Here is a 20483-nt window from a genome sequence, read left to right as displayed (position 1 = left end):
TACAATAAATATTGTTGATTGACAAGGGGGAAGCTGTAGGAGATAAAGTATAGAGCAATGCATAGAAATTAAATAGTATCAAAGAAATTTCTTAAGCAGATAATTTATAAGAAATCTATTGATGCTAAATATAAAATAATGAGTTATTTAAAGAATATAAAAGTATTTTAAAGAAATATGAATATAATCTTAAAAAACAGGGAATATTATATTTGAAAAAAGTTTTTGGCTCTTATATAATAACACTTGTCGCGAGGGACGAATGAAAAAAGCGACGAAAAAGATGAGTAAAAACGTGGGCGCGTAGCTCAGCTGGGAGAGCATCTGCCTTACAAGCAGAGGGTCACAGGTTCGAGCCCTGTCGTGCCCACCACATAAGATGCCGGCTTAGCTCAATTGGCAGAGCAACTGACTTGTAATCAGTAGGTTGTAGGTTCGATTCCTATAGCCGGCTCCATAAGTGGGGCGATTCCCGAGTGGCCAAAGGGGGCAGACTGTAAATCTGTTGGCGCAGCCTTCGGTGGTTCGAATCCACCTCGCCCCACCAATAAATTAAAAATAAAATATTAATATATGGGCGCGTAGCTCAGCTGGGAGAGCATCTGCCTTACAAGCAGAGGGTCACAGGTTCGAGCCCTGTCGTGCCCACCACATAAGATGCCGGCTTAGCTCAATTGGCAGAGCAACTGACTTGTAATCAGTAGGTTGTAGGTTCGATTCCTATAGCCGGCTCCATATATGGGACGGTTCCCGAGTGGCCAAAGGGGGCAGACTGTAAATCTGTTGGCGCAGCCTTCGGTGGTTCGAATCCACCCCGTCCCACCAAAGAGACGCATATGCGTCTCTTTTTTAGTAGTAAATACATCTTTTATAGGTGGTGGATAGTGGTCAATACTCAAATTGAAGTAAGCTTGCCCTAAGCTAAAAGGGCTAATTTGCCTCTAAAATATCACTATGTGGCTTATTGCAGCTTAGTTTTTTTCTATATAACTATTTTATAAGATAATCGACATTCATTACCCAATTATAGAAGTAGGCAACTTCTGTGCTTATTAGTTAAATATAAATAAAAAGTGGTGATTATAGTGAAAAAAATAAAAAAATGGGCAGAAAATTTGTTAAAGCAACTTGAACTATTGTATAAGATATATACATATCCTAAAACACCTTGGTATGCAAAAATATCAATTGGAATAGTTATAGCTTATGCTTTAAGTCCTATAGATTTAATACCAGATTTCATACCTATTTTAGGTTATTTAGATGACCTATTGATTTTACCCTTAGGAATATATCTGTCATTAAAGTTAGTACCTGACTATGTTATAGAAGAATGCAGAGAAATAGAGGTTGACTTAAGCAAATTTAAGGGTAAAAAAATAGTTTCAGCTTTGTTAATTTCAGCCATATGGCTATTACTTATATATTTATTGATTAGAAGGTTATTTAGATAAGATAAGTCCTGCAAATATTTTAATTAAATAAAATTATAAATAATATTATTGACATACATATTTTATTGTGATAATATTACTCAAGATGTTTAAATTGAATACAGGAAACTCTTATCAAGAGAGGTGGAGGGACTGGCCCGATGAAGCCCGGCAACCGGTGCATAAGCACAATGGTGCCAATTCCTGCAGAATTTAAATTCTGGCAGATGAGAGTCTTATGGATATAAGCCTCTTCGTCAGAAGGGGTTTTTATTATGCATTGAAAATTATAAACGGTTTAAATAATATAGTTTATAATTTTCATATCATTAAAAACAAAAGATTGAGAAATACTAAATTTAGTCTCAAAATCCTTCAATTAAAGTGTAAACAATTTTATTTATATATTAAAAGGAGGTAGAAAGATGGCAAGAAGATTATTTACATCAGAATCAGTTACTGAAGGACATCCAGATAAGATTTGTGATCAAATTTCAGATGCGATACTTGATGCTATATTAGCTGAAGACCCAGAGGCAAGAGTAGCTTGTGAGACAGCAGTAACAACAGGTATGGTACTTGTTATGGGGGAAATATCAACAAAATGTTATGTTGATATTCCAAAGGTTGTTAGAAGAACAATCGAAGAAATAGGATATACAAGAGCAAAATATGGATTTGACTGTGATACTTGTGCAGTTATAACTTCAATAGATGAGCAATCATCAGATATTGCAATGGGTGTTGACAAGGCACTTGAAGCAAAGAAGGGTGAAGAAAACGAATTTGCAACTACAGGTGCTGGAGACCAAGGTATGATGTTTGGTTTTGCTTGTACTGAAACACCAGAATATATGCCACTTCCAATAGCAATGGCACATAGACTATCAAGAAGACTTGCTGAAGTTAGAAAAAATGGAACACTTGACTATCTAAGACCAGATGGAAAGACTCAAGTAACTGTTGAATATGAAGATGATAAGCCAGTTAGAATAGATACAATAGTTATATCAACTCAACACAGCCCAGAAGTTACAAGAGAACAAATAGAAAGAGATATGATTGAACACGTTATAAGAAAGGTTGTTCCAGCAAACCTTCTTGATGAAAATACTAAATATTACATAAACCCAACAGGAAGATTCGTAATAGGTGGACCACACGGAGACTCAGGTCTAACAGGAAGAAAGATTATAGTTGATACATACGGTGGATATGGCCGTCACGGTGGTGGTGCCTTCTCAGGAAAGGATCCAACTAAGGTTGACCGTTCAGCAGCTTATGCAGCAAGATGGGTTGCAAAGAACCTTGTAGCAGCTGGTGTAGCAGAAAAGCTTGAAGTTGAAGTTGCATATGCTATAGGTGTAGCAAAGCCAGTTTCAATAACTGTTGATACATTTGGAACAGGAAAGTTACCAGATGAAAAGATAATTGAAATAATCAACAAGGTATTTGATCTAAGACCAGCAGCAATAATTAAGCATCTTGACTTAAGAAGACCAATCTACAGACAAGTTGCAGCTTATGGTCACTTTGGTAGAACAGATTTAGATTTACCTTGGGAAAGATTAAACAAGGTAGATGAAATAAAGAAGCTTATAGCTGAAATGTAATAAGTTAAGTTCTATGCAATATAGAAATGTTGCATAGAACTTTTTATTTTAGATTTTTGTCAAAATTATATTTTAAAGGGTGTAAAAATATTCCCTATTTACAATTTATATAAGTGAAAGGGGGAATTAAAAATGGCAGTAAAAGATTTTAAACAATCATCAACATTACTTATGAAATTTAATATGGGAGTTGACGCAAGAGGAAACGACATAATAAAGGTGGTTAATTTAAGGAAGGTAAAACCTCAAGCAGACCATCAGGCAGTATTTGAAACAGCACAATCTATCTCTACATTGGTTGATGGAAATCTTATTGAAGTTTTAAGACAAGAAGTTCTTGAATTAGTAAATGAATAATGGGGGTGTAGATTATGGCAAAGTCACTTGTTATGGTATTTCAAAATGAAGCAGGTAAGAATGTTTCACTTTCAATTCCAAATGTAAGGGAAAACATAACAGAACAGGAAGTAAAGACAGTTATGCAGGATATTATAAGCAAGAACATATTTACATCAACAGGTGGAAACTTAATAACAATAATGTCTGCACAGGTAGTAAATAGAGAAGTAGAAGAGCTTGCAGTAAGATAATGTTTGGCACTTCATTAGTTGGATGAATGAATAGGCTAAATTTAGCCCCATAATGGATTTTAGGCTGTGACAATAAATATTAAATGAAAAAGTCCCAAACCTTTAATTATAGTTTCTTTAGAGATAATGTTTTATATGTTGTTTTAAAAGTACTATGGACTTTTTCAATATAGGTTTCATAAATACTTAAAGTTTATGAAACGGCCTCAAAATCCATATATGGGGCTTTTGTAAAAATATAAAATAAGTGTTTGTTATGTATTGATTTCAATAAGTTGTAGGTATAATTTATATAAATAATGGAGGGATATTATGGAGGAATTATTTAATCAAATAGCCAATTTTGGTTTTCCGATTGTATTATCAATTTATCTTTTAGTTAGATTGGAAAATAAATTGGAAAAACTAACAGAGAGCATAAATGAACTTTCTAAAAACATATCAAATATTTGTAAATTTTAAAAAAACAGGGTTTTGACATCGAACATATGTTCGATTATAATTGTATATATAACATTTTATATTTACAAAGGGGAGGAGTTTGATGTTAGTTTGCATTAAGCCAGAATACAAAGAGGGTGTTGGGGATTGTACTATACTTATTTATGAGAGAGATGAAGTAGTTCTAAAAAAGAATATAAGATATGGCCTAAGACAAGTTGCAAAACAATATAACCAGGATATAAGGGAGCTAAAATATAAATGTAATAGGATAACAAATTTAGGTAAGTTAACCCCTATAGCACTATCATCTGACACAATATTAGTGCCAATTAAAGTTAGAACTCCAAGGGTTCACAGGGATGGAGGTTACGGATATATAAACTTGTTTTTTATTGAACAAGTTTATGAAAATTTCATATTATTAAATAATGGGAGTAAAATATTTTTTGTAGAAAATAGAAGAAGTATTATAAAAAGAATAAATGTTGCCAAGAATTTAAGTAGTACAATACTTAAAATAGAATATAGCAACATTGTTACAATTTTAAATGAGGTCTTGAAACTTAACGATAAATTAGAGACAATAATACTAAAAAGATAAATTTAGTAGGAGAGAGTTGGATGATAGATATAGAAGGTGTAGTTGAAAATATTGTTTTTAAGAATGAAGAAAATGGTTATACAGTTGCTAAAATAAGGCATAACAAGGATTTGGTTTCAGTTGTTGGTCATATTCCATTTATAAATATAGGGCAAAGAGTAAAGGTACAGGGTGAATGGGTATTTCACCCTAACTTTGGACAACAGATTAAGGTGCATTACTGTGAGGAAGTAAAGCCGTCAACAATAGAGGGGATAGAAAGATATTTAGCCTCAGGCCTTATAAAGGGAATAGGACCTGCTACAGCTAAAAAAATAGTTGAACGTTTTGGCAAAGATTCACTTGATATAATAGAAATGAATCCTGATAAACTTACTGAGGTGGAGGGAATAGGTCCTAAAAAAGCAGAAAAAATAGCAGAATCCTTTAAGGAACAGAGACAGCTTAAGGAGGTAATGGTTTTTCTTCAGAGCTATGGTATAACTGCTGGGCTTGGGATAAAGATTTTTAAACGATATGGAGAAGAAACTAATGCAGTTTTAAAATCTAATCCCTATAGGCTGTGTGACGAAGTTTCTGGTGTTGGTTTTAAAACAGCAGATAGGATAGCCGTTAATTTAGGATACGATATGATGTCGGAGGAGAGGGTTAAGGCAGGAATTAAATATATTCTTTCTCAATGTATTGCAAATGGCCACGTTTATTTACCAAAGGAGGAACTCGTTAAAGAGTGCGTTAAGATTTTAAATGTTCCAGATGAAATAATAAGGGAACAGATAATAATGCTCAACTTAAATAAAGAAATTTATATAGAAAATGTGGATAATGATGAAGCAGTATATTTAAGATATTATTATCTATCAGAGCTTTATGTAGCAAGAAAATTAATAGAGCTTTCGTTTCAAAATTATAATCAGGATTTTGATGAAATAGAGGAAGAAATAAAAGAATACGAAAATGAAAATGGAATAGAGTTTGCAAAAGAGCAGAGGGAGGCTATTGAAAAGGCAGTTAAAAATGGTGTTTGTGTTATTACAGGTGGACCTGGCACAGGGAAAACAACAATAATAAAGTGTATAATTAAACTATTTGAGAAAAGAGGTTTAAGTGTAGTTTTAGCAGCACCTACAGGAAGAGCGGCAAAGAGAATAACTGAAACAACAGGATATGAAGCAAAGACTATACATAGACTGCTTGAGATGGAATATATGCCGGAGAATGAAATACCAATATTTACAAAGGATGAAGAAAGTCCAATTGAAGCACATGCAATCATAATCGATGAGGCTTCTATGATAGATATACTGCTTATGAACAGCCTTTTAAAGGCAGTAGCGAAGGGTACAAGGCTTATAATAGTTGGTGATGTTGATCAGCTTCCATCAGTTGGTGCAGGCAATGTGCTAAGGGATATAATTGAAAGTGGAAGTATATGTGTTGCAAAGCTTAACAAAATATTTAGACAGCAGGACAAAAGTCTAATAACTATTAATGCACATAAAATAAATAATGGAGAGATGCCAATTTTAAATGAAAAGGATAAGGATTTCTTTTTTATCGAATTAGATGGGACACAGAGTTTAAATGATGAGCTTGTAAAGCTTGTATCTGAAAGATTACCAGGGTTTAAAAAGGATATTGACCCTGTTAAAGATATTCAAATATTATCTCCAATGAGAAAGGGAGATGCGGGTGTTAACAACCTTAATATAAGTATGCAGTCTGTTTTAAACCCACCAGCAAAGTTTAAAACAGAAAAGAGTTTTAGGGAATTTGTTTTTAGAAGATTTGATAAGGTTATGCAGATTAAAAACAACTACAATATAGAATGGGAAAGTGTAGTCACAGGGGAAAAGGGAAGAGGAGTATTTAATGGAGACATAGGATATATAGAGGATATTGATTTAGAAAATCAGCAAATAATAGTTATGTTTGATGATAGAAAAGTTGAATATGACTTTTCAAATCTTGAAGAACTTGAGCTTGCCTATGCAATTACAATTCACAAAAGTCAAGGAAGTGAATTTAAGGTAGTAGTTATACCTGTATGCTTTGGGCCACCAATGCTTATGACAAGAAATTTAATTTATACAGGTGTAACGCGTGCAAAGGAGCTTGTTGTCCTTATAGGAAACAGAGCCGCACTAAAATATATGATAAAAAATAATACAATAACAAAGAGGTATTCAGGGCTAAGATGTAGAATAATTAATTATTTAAAGGCAATATCCTGATAAAAGGGAGTGTTCTGTGTGGAGGTATATTTATATAAGGCAAGGGGTAAGGGCGGAAGCATATATGATATTACACTAAATCCTCAGATAGATTTTGAAGTCTTAAGGAAGATTAGGGGAATAACTAATATAGAGATATTAACGGATAAAATAGATTTATGTGTTGCTGAAGAGATAATAAATCAAATTTACAGTGGAAACTTTATTGGTAGATTCATATCTCTTCAGGAGTATTATTTAAATAAAATATTAAAGAGTTATGGTATAAAAAAAGAGAGCAGGTTTATCACAAGTGGTAAGCCTATTCCCAAGGTTGAGGATTTAGAGAGGATAGAGGAATATATAAAGGGAAAGATAATTTCCTTTAGATATTTAATGGAATTAGATGAAATAAAAAATATGGATTATGAATTAGTTATAGATGTAATACAGACTCTGTATTGTGAGAGAAGAATTAAATATACAAAGGCTGTAAAAACCATTAAAAATAAAGAAGTATGTTTTTTGTGTGAAAAGGAAAAATGCGATGTTTGTAATTTTGAACATATTGAGGATGATATACTTCTCTATGCTGCTGACAACTATAATAATTTAAAGCCGCCCCATATTGAACCTATAATAAATAGGAGTTCTATAGCAACAGTTAATACATTGAAGGAAGTAACAGAATTTATAAAGTCTAAAAGGGAAAAAAGTATGCTTCTTTCATCGCCAAAGGCATTTAGCATTGATGTTTTAATAGAGGCAGTTTATGAAGTGTTAAAGGTAGGAGGAAGAGTTCTATATATTACTTCTCCTAAATTTATAAACGAAGCAAAACAGGAGTTTCAAAGTAAAATAAATGGTGCAAGGGTAGAGATAGTTCTTGGGAGAAAGGCAAAACTTGTTGACTGCGAGATAATTGTAACATCGTATACAGATTACCCCTGCTTTTATAAGTCCTTTGATTTAGTTATATTTGATAAAAGGCTGATATTTTTAGATTTAACGAGCCTTCAGGATGAAATTTTCAAAAAAGCAAAAAAAGAGAGAGGTAAGTTTTTGAAAATATCGGTTTCACTAAATGAGGAAGATAAAAAGGAATATAAAGATTTGATTTATATGCCTGTAGATGGAATTAAAAAACCTATGCCTGAACCTATGAATATAATCTCCAGATATTTAGATGGGACAGAGGATTTTATGCCTCAAATGGCAATAGATTTTATACTTTTTACAATAAGCAAGAAAAACAACTTGATTATTTTTGTGCCAGATGAAGGTTATATCCAGAAGGTTTATTATATTTTATCTCAGACTTTAAATATTGATACAGATTTGATAGAGTATTCAACTCATAAAGATAAGGATGGACTCTTTAGATTTATGAAAAAAGAGGGCAGCATATTGATTTCCTCTGATGCAGCTGATGCATATTTAAGCTATGAAAATACAAATGTAATCATTATGTATAGTGACAATAGGGCATATACATTAGAGGCAATAATATATATGTGTCAAATTCCTATGAATTTTCAAGGAAAGAAAATAGGAGAGGTATATTTTGTGTCATGTCAGGAAACAGAAAATATGCAGATAGCAAAATCAACAATAAGAATATTAAACAAGGTTGCGTGGGAAAAGGGATATTTGAAAAAATAGTATTTTTGCTAAATTGCCTGTTAGAGGTTATATTTCAACAGCCATATTTTTGTATTATTTGTGGTAGAGAACTTGACTATGAAGAAGTATATATTTGTGATGGATGTCAAGATAGTTTTGAAAGAGTAACGGATATAGTAAAAATAGATGGACAAGATGATATTTTTTTAGATGAGTGTATAGCACTTTATGAGTTTAAAGGTAATGTAAGGGATATTGTACACGATTTGAAATATAGGGGGAAAAAAGATTTATCTAATGTTATTGCCTATCTAATTAATAAAAATATAAACTTAGATGCGGATTTAATTACGTGGGTTCCGCAGTCTAAAAGAACATATAGGAATAGAGGATATAATCAATCAGAGGAGATTGCAAAGTGTCTATCCTATTATACGAATATTAAATGTGAAGAATTACTTATTAGGGTTAAAGAAACTCAATCTCAAGTATTGCTAAATGGCATAGATAGATGGTATAATGTATGGGATGCTTTTAGTGCAGAGAGGAATTTAAAGGGATTAAAAGTTTTAATTGTAGATGATGTCGTAACTACAGGAGCAACACTAAATTATTGTGCAAAGGCATTAAAACAAAAGGGTGCATATGTAGTTAATGCCATATGTTTTGCAAAGAGTTGTTAATTAGGTTGTATCAGCTGGGTCTGTGGTTGAAAGTCGATGCTAGCCGCAGGCGAAACGACCCACGTAAGTCAGACAAAAGTCTGATGAGCATGGTGCGGTTTAGAAGTAAGTCCTGCCGAAGTAAAACTTCGAGAGGGGGATTAGTGAGAGGCATACACCTTAAGCAAAACCTCCAGCAGGCGAGTGTGGGGGCAAAGACCAGGTCAGCCAGTTGATACAGCCTTTTTATATTTTTTAAAAAAGTCTTCTAAGGGTGGAAGACTTTTTTTGTTTTAACTTTATAATTAAAAAATAATTTTTGGTTAAAATAAGATTAACAAATTTGTTTTATAATATATTGCTTATGTTCGATTAAAATTGTAAGAAAATTAGTTATCAACAACTTGTACAAAAATAAAAGTCTTAAAAATAAAGTTATGCACAGACTTTTACACATTATCCACAGGTATTTATCCAAAGTTTCCACACTCGAACAAATATATTTTGTGTAGTAAAAGTACAAAAAATACATAAAATAAATATAAAACGTAATTAGAATGCTCAAAATGGTTAAAAAATTTTGAAAAGGGAACTTGAACTAATTTGATAAAAATATTACAATATAATAAACAAATTCCCTTATAACATAAGGAAAGGGGTAGATTCTATGAAGTATATAATGACAGGTAAAAATGTTGCATTAACTGATGCCCTAAAGGCAACAGTAGAAAGGAAGCTTGGAAAATTAGAAAGGTATTTTTCAGGAGATGTAGAGGCACATATAACATTAAGTGTTCAAAAGACAAAACAAATAATTGAAGTTACAATACCCTTCAATGGAATGATTCTAAGAGCAGAAGAATCAACTAATGATATGTATTCATCCATAGATAATGTAGTTGAGAAGCTTGAAAAGCAAATAATTAAACATAAAACAAAACTTGAAAAACAAATTAGAGAAGGTGCTATAAAGTTTGCAGAAGTTCCAAAATATGATTTTGATGAGGATGATGTTAATATAAAGAAGATAAAGAGATTTTCATTAAAGCCAATGAATGTTGAAGAGGCAGTTTTACAGATGGAGCTTTTAGGACACGATTTCTTTGTATTTAAGAATGCAGAGACTGATGATGTAAACGTTGTTTATAAGAGAAACGATGGAGGATATGGATTAATAGAACCAGAATTTTAAGAAGGGGCCGTTAGGCCCTTTTAGTTTGTTGAAAAAGTTATATATTGATTAGCCCCATGAAGGATTTCTTGGGCATTCGTTCATTTCGCTAATCAATTCTAAGCTTTTCTTTGTTTGNAAAAGTCCTACCCTCGCGATGCCATCGTCCTGATGGCCGCTCGGCTCGGCACGTCCTGTGCCGAATTACGGACTTTTCCAAAGTCGAAAAGCTAAGAATTGCTAAAGCTCACGAAAGAGCCCATTGAAATCCATTCATGGGGCTTTTTCAAAATTTAGCTAACAAGTAGTTTTGTCAACAATCTCAAGGGGCCGTTAGGCCCCTTCTTCTCTTGGTATCTTATTTTGTATATTTTCAATTAACTCACTTATATAAAGTTTTGCCTCTGATAAACTCATTGCAGTTAAATCAAATGTCGAAGATAAGTTTTTACTAAGTCCCGCTTGAAGGTCTGAAATTATTAGGAGTGAATTTTCTTTTGTTGTTCCCATACGTTTTCTAAAATCCGAGTATTTTGATATATATCTTTGGTAATCACCTGTTTTACATTCTATCCATATAGGAACATCTTTAACTATAAACAGCATATCAACTTCAAAGTTATCGCCATTTGGTAGTTCCAACTGGCAGTTTTGAACAAAGGAAAAGTCATTAATTCCCTTTGTATGAAGCTCACTAATTACAATGTTTAAAATGTAGTTTTCAAGCCATCCACCTGTAAAGAAGTTTATTACCCTACCAACTCTTTGGGGAGCTCCTGTTATAATTCTACTTGATTTTTTATAGGAATAGTTTGATAAAAATGCGTTTTTATAAAGAAGGCTACAAAACTGAGTACAGTAGGTTATAACCTCTTGAGGTTTGTTCTGCATATTAAAAAAGAAACTATTTCCATTTGATAAAGAGGGTTTTATGACAGCATATAATTCCCTAAGATATTCGTATCTATTCCCAAGATAATTAGAGAGCTTCATAAAAATATCATCATCAACATCAGTTTTGTAATTTTTTATCATCATTTTTCGCGACATAATATAATTAATAGCAGTATTTTGATTGTTTAACTCAATGGTATCATTTTGAGTTTCTGAAACACCTATGTGATTTAATTTTTCAATTTTAATTAAATTTTTCTTTAAATTACTCCCCCCATCAATTTTCAAATTTAAAAGTCTAATTTCTTCCCTAAGAAGTTTAACTTCTTCTATTAGTTGATGAAGAAGCATTTCATCCAAAACAACACCCCCCAACATTTGTTATTAAATATATATTCTATGTTTATTTTCCAATTCCTTCTTTTAGGTAAAAAAAAATACCCACATTAAGTGGGTAGGGGGAGTGGTGTATTGGGGGTTTCAAATTTCGTCAAATATCTACATATCTTTACTTTAATTTTACATCCAAAGGTTAATTTTGTCAACTAATTTTTGCTAATATTTTTTTGATTTAACTATGTATAAACACAATCTTAACCTTTCAATATTGATAACGATTGGTTTAAATGATATAATGAAATTTGTATTTAAATTAGTAAAAGAAGGTGAATAAAGTGGGGATTTTAGAAAAAATTTTTGGTACATATAGTGATAGAGAAATTAAAAGGATAATGCCTTTGGTTGAAAAAATAGAATCACTGGAAGAACTAATGTCAAAACTATCAGACGATGAACTTCGTGGAAAAACGTTTGAGTTTAAACAAAGATTAGAAAAGGGAGAAACATTAGATGATTTGTTGCCAGAAGCCTTTGCAGTAGTTAGAGAAGCTGCATGGAGAACATTGGGAATGAAGCACTTTAGAGTACAGTTAATTGGTGGTATTGTACTTCATCAGGGAAGAATAGCAGAAATGAAGACTGGTGAAGGTAAAACGCTTGTTGCTACTTTACCTGCCTATTTAAATGCTCTAACAGGTAAAGGAGTTCACATTGTAACAGTTAATGACTATTTAGCAAAACGTGATGCTGAATGGATGGGAAAAATCTACAACTTTTTAGGCTTAACTGTTGGGGTTATTACACACGAGTTAGATTCAGTTCAAAGAAGAGAAGCTTATAACAGTGATATAACATATGGAACAAATAATGAGTTCGGCTTTGATTATCTAAGAGATAATATGGTTATCTATAAAGAAGAAATGGTTCAAAGAGAACTTAATTATGCAATAATAGACGAAGTTGACTCAATACTTATAGATGAAGCAAGAACACCTCTTATAATTTCAGGTGAAGGAGAAAAGTCAACATACCTATACCAAGTTGCTGATACTTTTGTAAGAACATTATCTAAAGAGGATTACGAAGTTGATGAGAAGCAGCATGCAGTTATTTTGACAGAAACGGGTGTTAAAAAGGCAGAGAGCTTCTTTAAAATAGAAAACTATGCTGATGCAGAAAATATGGAGATACAGCACCACGTTATTCAAGCCCTTAAAGCACATAAATTAATGAAGAAGGATATTGACTACGTTGTTAAGGATGGAGAAATAATAATAGTAGACGAATTTACAGGAAGACTGATGTATGGTAGACGTTACTCTGATGGTCTGCACCAAGCAATTGAAGCAAAGGAAGGAGTAAAGGTTCAAAGTGAATCAAAGACTCTTGCTACAATAACCTTCCAAAACTACTTTAGATTATATAACAAAATTTCTGGTATGACGGGTACTGCACAAACAGAAGAAAGTGAATTTAGAGAAATTTATGGTCTTGACGTTATAGTAATTCCTACAAATAAACCTGTTGCAAGAGTTGATAAACCAGATGTTGTTTACAAAACAGAAGAAGCAAAATTTAATGCAATAGTAAATGAAATTGTAGAAACATATAAAAAAGGACAGCCAGTTCTTGTTGGTACAATAAGTATTGAAAAGTCAGAACATCTTTCAAGTATGTTAAAAAAGAGGGGAATACCTCACCAAGTTCTTAATGCGAAATATCACGAAAAGGAAGCTGAAATAGTTGCAAATGCAGGACAAAAGGGAATGGTTACAATTGCAACTAATATGGCAGGTCGTGGTACCGATATAAAACTTGGAGAAGGTGTTGCAGAACTTGGAGGACTAAAGATAATAGGTACAGAAAGACACGAATCAAGAAGAATTGACAACCAATTAAGAGGACGTTCAGGACGTCAAGGTGACCCAGGAGAATCAAGATTTTATATATCCCTTGAAGATGATTTAATGCGTTTATTTGGTTCGGAAAAAATAAGTAATATAGTTGAAAGGTTGGGAATGCCTGATGATGAACCAATAGAGAGCAAGATGGTTACAAATGCAATAGAACAGGCACAAAAGAAGGTTGAAGGAAATAACTTTGAAATAAGAAAATCCCTTTTACAATATGACAATGTAATGAATAAACAAAGAGAAATAATATACAATCAAAGAAGACAGGTTCTTGAGGGAGAAAACCTTCGCGATACGATATTCAAGATGATAGAGGACGTTATAGATGCAGCAGTAAATTCACACATATCTGATGATAGACATAAAGAAGAATGGGATTTAAGGGGACTAATTAACTATTTTGTAGATGTATTTAACATTTCAGACAAGTTAAGTGTTGAAGAGTTTGATAACTTAAGTAAAGAAGAAATAAGAGAAAAGTTATTAGGCATAGCAACTAATATGTATGAAAATAAAGAAAAAGATTTTGAAGATGACAAGATAAGAGAGATTGAAAGAATAGTACTTCTAAGAACAGTTGATGTAAAATGGATGGACCATATAGATGCTATGGATCACCTAAAGCAGGGTATAGGACTTAGAGCATACAGACAAAGAGATCCAATATATGAGTACCAAATTGAGGGGATGAATATGTTTGATGAAATGATTTATAGTATAAAGGAAGATACTCTAAGATTCCTATGCAGATTAAAGCCAGAAAAAGAAGTAAAGAGAGAAAGAGTTGCAAAGGAAACATCAACAAACTATGATGAATCAGTTAAGAAAACTCCTATAAAGAAACAAAAAGAGGTAGGTAGAAATGAGCCATGTCCTTGTGGAAGTGGCAAGAAATACAAACACTGTTGTGGAAAAAATAAATAATAGGGAAGGTGATTTTAGTGCACGTAATGTTTGAAGAACACTATGCAGCAATTAACCCGATGAGGGAAGCACTTAAGGAAATGGGGGCTTCTCTTTGACATCGCTAATTTAAAGAAGGAGATTGAAAACTTAGAAAACAAGATGAATGATCCAAGCTTTTGGGATGATCCTCAAAATGCACAAGTGGTAACACAAAAATTAAAATCCCTAAAGGATAAAGTAGAAAGATATGAAGACCTTGTAAGAAGGGTTGACGATCTTGAGGTTTTAATTGAGCTATCCGATGAAGTTGAGGATTTGGATGCACTTGATGAAATAGTGCAGGAGAGAAGAGAAATAGAAAAGAAAATAGAAGATTTCAAGATAGAAATACTTCTATCAGGTGAATATGACAAGAATAATGCAATACTTACAATTCACGCGGGTGCTGGTGGAACAGAAGCCTGCGACTGGACTTCAATGCTCTTAAGGCTCTACACAAGATGGGCAGAAAAGAGGGGTTATAAGGTTGACGTTGTAGATATGCTTCCTGGTGATGAAGCGGGAGTAAAGAGTGTAACACTTGAAATAAAGGGTGAATATGCCTACGGATACCTAAAAGCAGAAAAGGGAGTTCATAGACTTGTTAGAATTTCCCCATTTGATGCAGCAGGTAAAAGACATACATCATTTGCTTCTGTTGAAGTTCTTCCAGAAATTACACCTGAACAGGACATTGATATAAGAGCAGAAGACCTAAAAATAGATACCTACCGTTCAGGTGGTGCTGGTGGACAATACGTAAACAAGACAGAGTCTGCAATAAGAATTACACATATACCAACAGGTATTGTAGTTCAATGTCAGACAGAGCGTTCACAGCACGCAAACCGTGATAGAGCAATGAAAATGTTAAAGTCAAAACTGATTGAACTTAAGGAAAGGGAACATAAAGAAAAGATAGAAGACCTAACAGGAGACTTAAAGGATATAGGATGGGGAAGCCAAATAAGATCCTATGTATTCCAGCCTTATACTCTTGTTAAAGATCACAGAACAGGCGTTGAAATAGGTAATGTTCAAGCTGTAATGGATGGAGAAATAGATGAGTTTATAAATGCATTCTTAAAGGGACAAACAGCAAGTGGAAACACAGATGTAGAGTAAAGCACCACAGCCCGTATGGGCTGTGCTTAGATTATTGACAAACCTGTTTGTTAGCTAAAGTATGAATAAGCCCCACGAAAGGATTTCAATAGGCTCTTTTATGAGCTTTAGCAATTCTTAGGTTTAGACGTAGAAAAAGTCTGTAACTCGGCACAGGACGTGCCGAGCCGAGCGGCCATCAGGACGATGGCATCGCGAGGGTAGGACTTTTTCAAACAAAGAAAAGCTTAGAATTGCTTAGCGAAATGAACGAATGCCCAAGAAATCCTTCATGGGGCTAAGCAATATATAACTCAACATTCTGACAGCTCGTGTGGGCTGTACTTTTTTACAATAACTTATAAGTGTACTTTAACAAGTAGTTAGAGCTTATAGGAATAAACCCATTCTTTTCAAAAAATGGAGTAGAAGAATCTATGCAGTCAATTAAAATAGGTAAAACCCCCTTTGTTCTAAAGGAGTTTACAATATCCATAAGAAGCATAGAACCAAAGCCTTTGTTTTGATAATCTTTGTCTATTGCAATTTTAATTATATAACCAAAACCAAGTGTAGCATTAAGCTTGTATATGCTATAACCTATGCAGTTATTATTAGAAATACACAAAGTAATTTTGATATACGGATCCTTTGCCATTTCAATAATATGGTGGGGTTTTAGTTTGAATATATCATCAAAAAAGCTGTTATCAATATCAACCATAGCCTTTGAATATATATTTGAATATGGCACAAAGTAGCAGTTTGATATATTGTTTTTTATATCATAATTTTTTTTAATCATTGTATTTAATTTATAAAGAGGATTAAAGTTTAAGGATTTAAACAACTCTAATTTTTCTTCTGGTATGTTGGCTATATACAGGTCTTCATTAAAAAGGTCTAAAAAAAGTTTTAGCATTTCAGCAAGTTCTGCATAATCCTTTATTGAATATCTAATTATAAGATTGTCATAGTATCTAACGGGATATGAATAGTGGACTGGGTTTATATCAGATACTACCATATACCCGTCATTATATATATTATAAAGCTCTTCTTCTGAAACGTAGCTTGGTTTGTGTTTTATTATCCTTTTTAAATCTAAAATAGTAGCTAAATGAGCCATAATATCACTCTCTTTTACTTGCTATAAAACATATTGATTCTAAAATTATTAATGCAACTATATATCCTAATATGACAGAAGTGAAGGAAAATTGATTAACCACTGGGTTATAAACAAGTTTAGTTCTACTTTCAAGGTATATATTTATTGCATTGAAAACATTTTCAAATCTATCTATATCAATGTTATCAATTGTGTCCTTTGGTGTGTGGATTTTGCTTGTATCATCGTGTATAAAAGTTACTGCATTTATGTTTTCATAGCAGAAGGGAGCGTGGTCGCTGTTATCCTGATAAATATTTTTGCATTTTATTTTTTCCTTAAGTAGTTCTACTAAACTTCTTGAAAAAACACTTCTGTTACCTGACGTTAATATACTTAAAGGTACATCCTCTTTAGAACCTACCATATCAAAATTTATAACCTCAGAATCCTTTAAGTTGAGTCCACTATTTTTCACAAAGTAGGAAGAACCAATAAGTCCCTCCTCCTCAGCATTAAAGGCAGCAAAAATAATATCTCTGTCGTAGGAGGTGTTTTTCAATGCCCTTGAAATTTCAATAAGCATTGCAATGCCAGAGGCATTGTCAAGGGCACCAGAGTATATTACACCATCTGCATCAAACCCAACGTGGTCAAGATGTGCAGAGAAGATTATAGGGGGGAGGGTTTTATCCTTCCCTTCCTTTATTCCTATAATATTGCTTACCTTAACCTTCTTGTAATTTACAGGGCTTTGTATTTCAATATAGTAGCCTTGTCTTTTAAACTCCTCAAGTTCCTTTAAAACCTGTGTCTGAACCGAAATCTTAATAAGCCCCTCTTTATATTCCACCTGTTCCTTATAGGGACTTCTAAATCTCATCATTCTGTCAAAGGAATAAATTACAGCCTTTACCCCATCCTTCATAAGTCTTTTATCATATTCGTAGTTTCCTAAACTCTCGCCTGTTATCCTTGATTCAAATTTAATTGTCTTGTCATCAAGCTTTGCATATATTCTTCCACCCTGTGATTGTCCAGAAATAATTTCTTTAAAATCCTCTCCGTACTTATATTCCTTTATTTTCTTTTTTTCACTGTCAAAAACTCTAAGGGTACATTCTCCCTCAATCAAAGGAACAAAAACCTCAAAGCTTTGGCGGAAGTCCTTATAAAGAGGCTTTAATCCATTCTTTTTAAATTGTGAAATTATATAATCTTCTGCAAGTTTATTTCCCTTATCACCTGCAAGTCTTCCTCTGTATTTATCAGATGATAGTTCCTTTGTTATCTCATATACGTTATGTTTATTAAAGTTTATCGGAGTAAAGGATGTAAACAAAAGGCAGATTAAAATTAGGATTACTGTATAGATTCTCTTCATAAAATCACCTCGTATAATTATATGAAAATATTAGATAAATTAGCATAAGAGAGTAACTGAAACTTTAGTTTAAGCGTATTATAAAATAGAAAATTTATGTGGGGGATTTTATAAATACAGAATAATTAATGGCAGACTTATTTTGAAATTACAAATAGAAAGGGATTCTTTGTAGAACCTATGGATATATTAATTGCAGGAAAAGAAGAATAAATTGTAGCACCTTTTTTTTATCTATTCATAATATGATATAGAGTATAAAATATAGAGGTGATTTTTGTGCCTTTTCCAAGCGAAAGTAATTGGATAATATACACAGAAAATGAACTCCCTATAACAGCCGTTCCTAATAATGTAAATCCCTGTTCAACGGACATTGTAGGAGACCTTTCAAATCCAGCAGCCTACTACTATATTGATCCAGAAACTGAAACAAATAGAGAAGTTTCCTTTAGAATGAGATTAAATCAAACACCGCTTAAAAGTCAGTCAGGTGAATTTAAAGAATTTGCTTGGGGAGTATTTATCAATTTTGGAGTAAATTTAAAATATACCTTCACAATTGACGTTAGCGGCGGAAGTTATAGATTGATAATAAAAAATCCATTTGGGGTAATAATCTATAGCGTGTTAGTTGAAGATGTATTTGGAACGGATATTAGGGTAATTAAAGCAAATACAAAGTTTCCCTGTGCCAAAACACCAGATGACGACTACTTTTTAGATTTTAAAGCACCAATCTCAGCCTTTGAAGGATTTAATTTTGATATAACATTATTTAGCCTTTGCTATTTCACATCTACTCAAAACCAAATTTTGATTAAAGATATAATCTGTGGAGATGAAATAAATAAGTCTGTTGAACCTGAGGTAATGTTGACAAAGGAAGTGACAGATGGCCCACTTTATCCTGAATGTATAGATCCAGAACAGGAAACTACCTGGACTTATACACTTACAGTTACAAATAATTCAGAGTCAACCGCAGAGGGATTAGTAGTTAAGGACGTTATAAATGCAGAATTAGGACTTGAGGATACAGATGTATCTTTAACACCAAGTGGTACAACTTCTGCAGAGTTTGATGAGGAGACATCTACAGTAACTTGGAATATAGGAGACCTTGACCCAGGTAACTTTGAAACATTAGTGGTTACAATAACAGGTTCATTTAAATATTCTGGGTTTAAGATTATAAACTTTGCAACCTTAACTGGGGATAATATAAAACCAGTAGGGCCTGTAAGTGACAAAGGAGTCTGTGTCAATGAAGAACAGGGAGAAATAGAGATAACAAAGACATTAATATATGGGCCTACAGAGATCAATGTGTGCAAAAAAGACAGATGGACAGTAGAGATAAAAGTAACAAATGTTTCGGAAGTTAAGGTGTATGGAGTAAAAGTTGTAGATGTTCTGAATGAAAATTTTGTATTTACAGGTGAAGTACCAATTTATACACCTTCAATGGGAGCAGTATTTTATGACTCTCCAACAAGTACACTTGTTTGGCAGGTTGGAGATTTAGAACCAGACCAAGAGGAAACTTTAACAATACAATTTGATGGATACTTTATAATGACTGGACTTCAATATTTAAATGAGGCACGTGCATCGGCTATAAATGCCGATACAACTGATATCGTTCGTGATGAAGGTGTTAATGTTTTGGCATCTTATGAGAATATGATAATAAATATATCTGGAAAAATAATTGACTGCAAGACAAAGGAGCTTCTTGAGGGAGTAACTGTTAAGGTATATAAACAATGTAGCCTAATTAAAACAGAGGTATTTGATGAAGAATATAGCTTAAATCTACCTGTTGGAGTTTATACAATAATATTTGAAAAGGATGGCTATTATAAAAAATTTATAGCTCCTATAATTTATACAGATGAATATATTAAATACGATGTAAAACTTTTAAAGAGAAAATCAGTAACAGATACTTTTGAGGATAATTTAGATTTATATGTTGATAGAATCGTAGAAAGAATAGATGGAAATATTTTATTAGACCAGATTGTATGCCTTCACGAGAAATATGATTTAGAATGTGGCAGTGATGTAATAGATAGTTTTGAATATAAGATATATGATAATAAAATAATATTAAAGTTTATTATAGAGAAAAATATAATTTACAAATATGAAGGAAAGGATTTAATGATTAATCTTCTTGAGCATTCCATCTGCTACCCGTTAGAAGAGGATGTTTGTGATAAGCAGTTTAAGTATAAATATATTGTTAAAGGATTTAAGTTCTGTAGAGATTTAAGTAAACTTTACAACTACTGTGATATAGAATTTAAGGGATTCTTTGTAGAGCCTATGGATATATTGGTAAAGGGTGAAACAGAGAAGGATTGCTAAGAGTTATCCACTAATCTCAAGGCTTATCCACAGGTTTTGTGGATAAGCTTGTGGAATATTATGTGAA

General features: G+C 32.8%; 16 protein-coding genes, 6 tRNA genes and 1 riboswitch. Of the genes, 19 read left to right on the top strand and 3 right to left on the bottom strand.

Annotated features, from left to right (window positions below):
- Nucleotides 1-297: 297 nt before the first annotated feature.
- The 16 genes from A3M9_RS0102995 (at nt 298) to hpf (ending at nt 10371) form a co-directional block, all read left to right on the top strand.
- Nucleotides 298-373: transfer RNA gene (locus A3M9_RS0102995), tRNA-Val, on the top strand.
- Nucleotides 374-381: 8 nt separating this feature from the next.
- A tRNA-Thr gene (locus A3M9_RS0102990) sits at nt 382-457 on the top strand.
- A 5-nt stretch (nt 458-462) separates the two neighbouring features.
- Nucleotides 463-547 (top strand) — tRNA-Tyr (locus A3M9_RS0102985).
- 28 nt (nt 548-575) lie between these two features.
- Nucleotides 576-651, top strand: a tRNA-Val gene (locus tag A3M9_RS0102980).
- Nucleotides 652-659: 8 nt separating this feature from the next.
- Nucleotides 660-735, top strand: a tRNA-Thr gene (locus A3M9_RS0102975).
- Nucleotides 736-740: 5 nt separating this feature from the next.
- Nucleotides 741-825 (top strand) — tRNA-Tyr (locus A3M9_RS0102970).
- A 260-nt stretch (nt 826-1085) separates the two neighbouring features.
- Nucleotides 1086-1454: a YkvA family protein gene (locus tag A3M9_RS0102965; RefSeq protein WP_027307883.1), complete on the top strand. Its 369-nt coding sequence runs from the start codon at nt 1086-1088 to the stop codon at nt 1452-1454.
- Between the two features lie 108 nt (nt 1455-1562).
- Nucleotides 1563-1667, top strand: a riboswitch (SAM riboswitch).
- 191 nt (nt 1668-1858) lie between these two features.
- On the top strand, nt 1859-3046 hold the full coding sequence (gene metK / locus A3M9_RS0102960; RefSeq protein WP_027307882.1) for a methionine adenosyltransferase: 1188 nt from the start codon (nt 1859-1861) through the stop codon (nt 3044-3046).
- Nucleotides 3047-3178: 132 nt separating this feature from the next.
- On the top strand, nt 3179-3403 hold the full coding sequence (locus A3M9_RS0102955) for a DUF1659 domain-containing protein (protein ID WP_027307881.1): 225 nt from the start codon (nt 3179-3181) through the stop codon (nt 3401-3403).
- Nucleotides 3404-3417: 14 nt separating this feature from the next.
- Nucleotides 3418-3636: a DUF2922 domain-containing protein gene (locus tag A3M9_RS0102950; protein ID WP_027307880.1), complete on the top strand. Its 219-nt coding sequence runs from the start codon at nt 3418-3420 to the stop codon at nt 3634-3636.
- Nucleotides 3637-3948: 312 nt separating this feature from the next.
- Nucleotides 3949-4098, top strand: coding sequence for a YvrJ family protein (locus A3M9_RS14360; RefSeq protein ID WP_073247601.1), 150 nt, complete (start codon nt 3949-3951; stop codon nt 4096-4098).
- An 82-nt stretch (nt 4099-4180) separates the two neighbouring features.
- The gene (locus A3M9_RS0102940) at nt 4181-4681 is read left to right on the top strand and encodes a hypothetical protein (protein WP_027307879.1); all 501 of its coding nucleotides are present in this window, start codon (nt 4181-4183) and stop codon (nt 4679-4681) included.
- Between the two features lie 20 nt (nt 4682-4701).
- Nucleotides 4702-6915: an ATP-dependent RecD-like DNA helicase gene (locus A3M9_RS0102935; RefSeq protein WP_027307878.1), complete on the top strand. Its 2214-nt coding sequence runs from the start codon at nt 4702-4704 to the stop codon at nt 6913-6915.
- 18 nt (nt 6916-6933) lie between these two features.
- The gene (locus A3M9_RS0102930; protein WP_027307877.1) at nt 6934-8556 is read left to right on the top strand and encodes a hypothetical protein; all 1623 of its coding nucleotides are present in this window, start codon (nt 6934-6936) and stop codon (nt 8554-8556) included.
- Complete coding sequence (locus A3M9_RS0102925) at nt 8466-9200, top strand: ComF family protein (protein WP_027307876.1); 735 nt, start codon at nt 8466-8468, stop codon at nt 9198-9200. The genes A3M9_RS0102930 and A3M9_RS0102925 overlap by 91 nt, the downstream gene beginning before the upstream one ends.
- Before the next feature lie 646 nt (nt 9201-9846).
- Nucleotides 9847-10371, top strand: a complete 525-nt coding sequence (gene hpf, locus A3M9_RS0102915; protein WP_027307875.1) for a ribosome hibernation-promoting factor, HPF/YfiA family — start codon at nt 9847-9849, stop codon at nt 10369-10371.
- Between the two features lie 312 nt (nt 10372-10683).
- Here hpf and A3M9_RS0102910 read toward each other — a convergent pair whose 3' ends face one another.
- Nucleotides 10684-11604 carry a hypothetical protein gene (locus tag A3M9_RS0102910; protein WP_027307874.1) on the bottom strand — a complete coding sequence of 307 codons (921 nt, stop codon included), beginning with the start codon at nt 11602-11604 and terminating at the stop codon, nt 10684-10686.
- Between the two features lie 314 nt (nt 11605-11918).
- Between A3M9_RS0102910 and secA the strand changes: the two genes are divergently transcribed.
- The gene (secA, locus tag A3M9_RS0102905; RefSeq protein ID WP_027307873.1) at nt 11919-14420 is read left to right on the top strand and encodes a preprotein translocase subunit SecA; all 2502 of its coding nucleotides are present in this window, start codon (nt 11919-11921) and stop codon (nt 14418-14420) included.
- Nucleotides 14421-14446: 26 nt separating this feature from the next.
- Nucleotides 14447-15566 (top strand): peptide chain release factor 2 gene (prfB, locus tag A3M9_RS0102895; RefSeq protein WP_242826175.1). Its coding sequence is split into 2 segments (ribosomal slippage): nt 14447-14515 and nt 14517-15566, totalling 1119 coding nucleotides; the frame shifts between segments, so codons are not numbered across the junction.
- A gap of 328 nt (nt 15567-15894) precedes the next feature.
- On the opposite strand, the gene A3M9_RS0102890 is transcribed toward prfB, so the two are convergent.
- Nucleotides 15895-16674, bottom strand: a complete 780-nt coding sequence (locus A3M9_RS0102890; protein WP_027307871.1) for a GNAT family N-acetyltransferase — start codon at nt 16672-16674, stop codon at nt 15895-15897.
- Between the two features lie 4 nt (nt 16675-16678).
- Nucleotides 16679-18040, bottom strand: a complete 1362-nt coding sequence (locus A3M9_RS0102885) for a M28 family metallopeptidase (protein WP_027307870.1) — start codon at nt 18038-18040, stop codon at nt 16679-16681.
- A gap of 279 nt (nt 18041-18319) precedes the next feature.
- Between A3M9_RS0102885 and A3M9_RS0102880 the strand changes: the two genes are divergently transcribed.
- Complete coding sequence (locus tag A3M9_RS0102880; RefSeq protein ID WP_027307869.1) at nt 18320-20416, top strand: DUF11 domain-containing protein; 2097 nt, start codon at nt 18320-18322, stop codon at nt 20414-20416.
- Nucleotides 20417-20483: the final 67 nt, after the last annotated feature.

The sequence above is a fragment of the Caloramator sp. ALD01 genome (genome assembly GCF_000472625.1).
Lineage (GTDB): Bacteria > Bacillota > Clostridia > Clostridiales > Caloramatoraceae > Thermobrachium > Thermobrachium proteoclasticum.
Note: the sequence above shows the minus strand (reverse complement) of the source record. Positions and strands in the feature narration are given on the sequence as shown.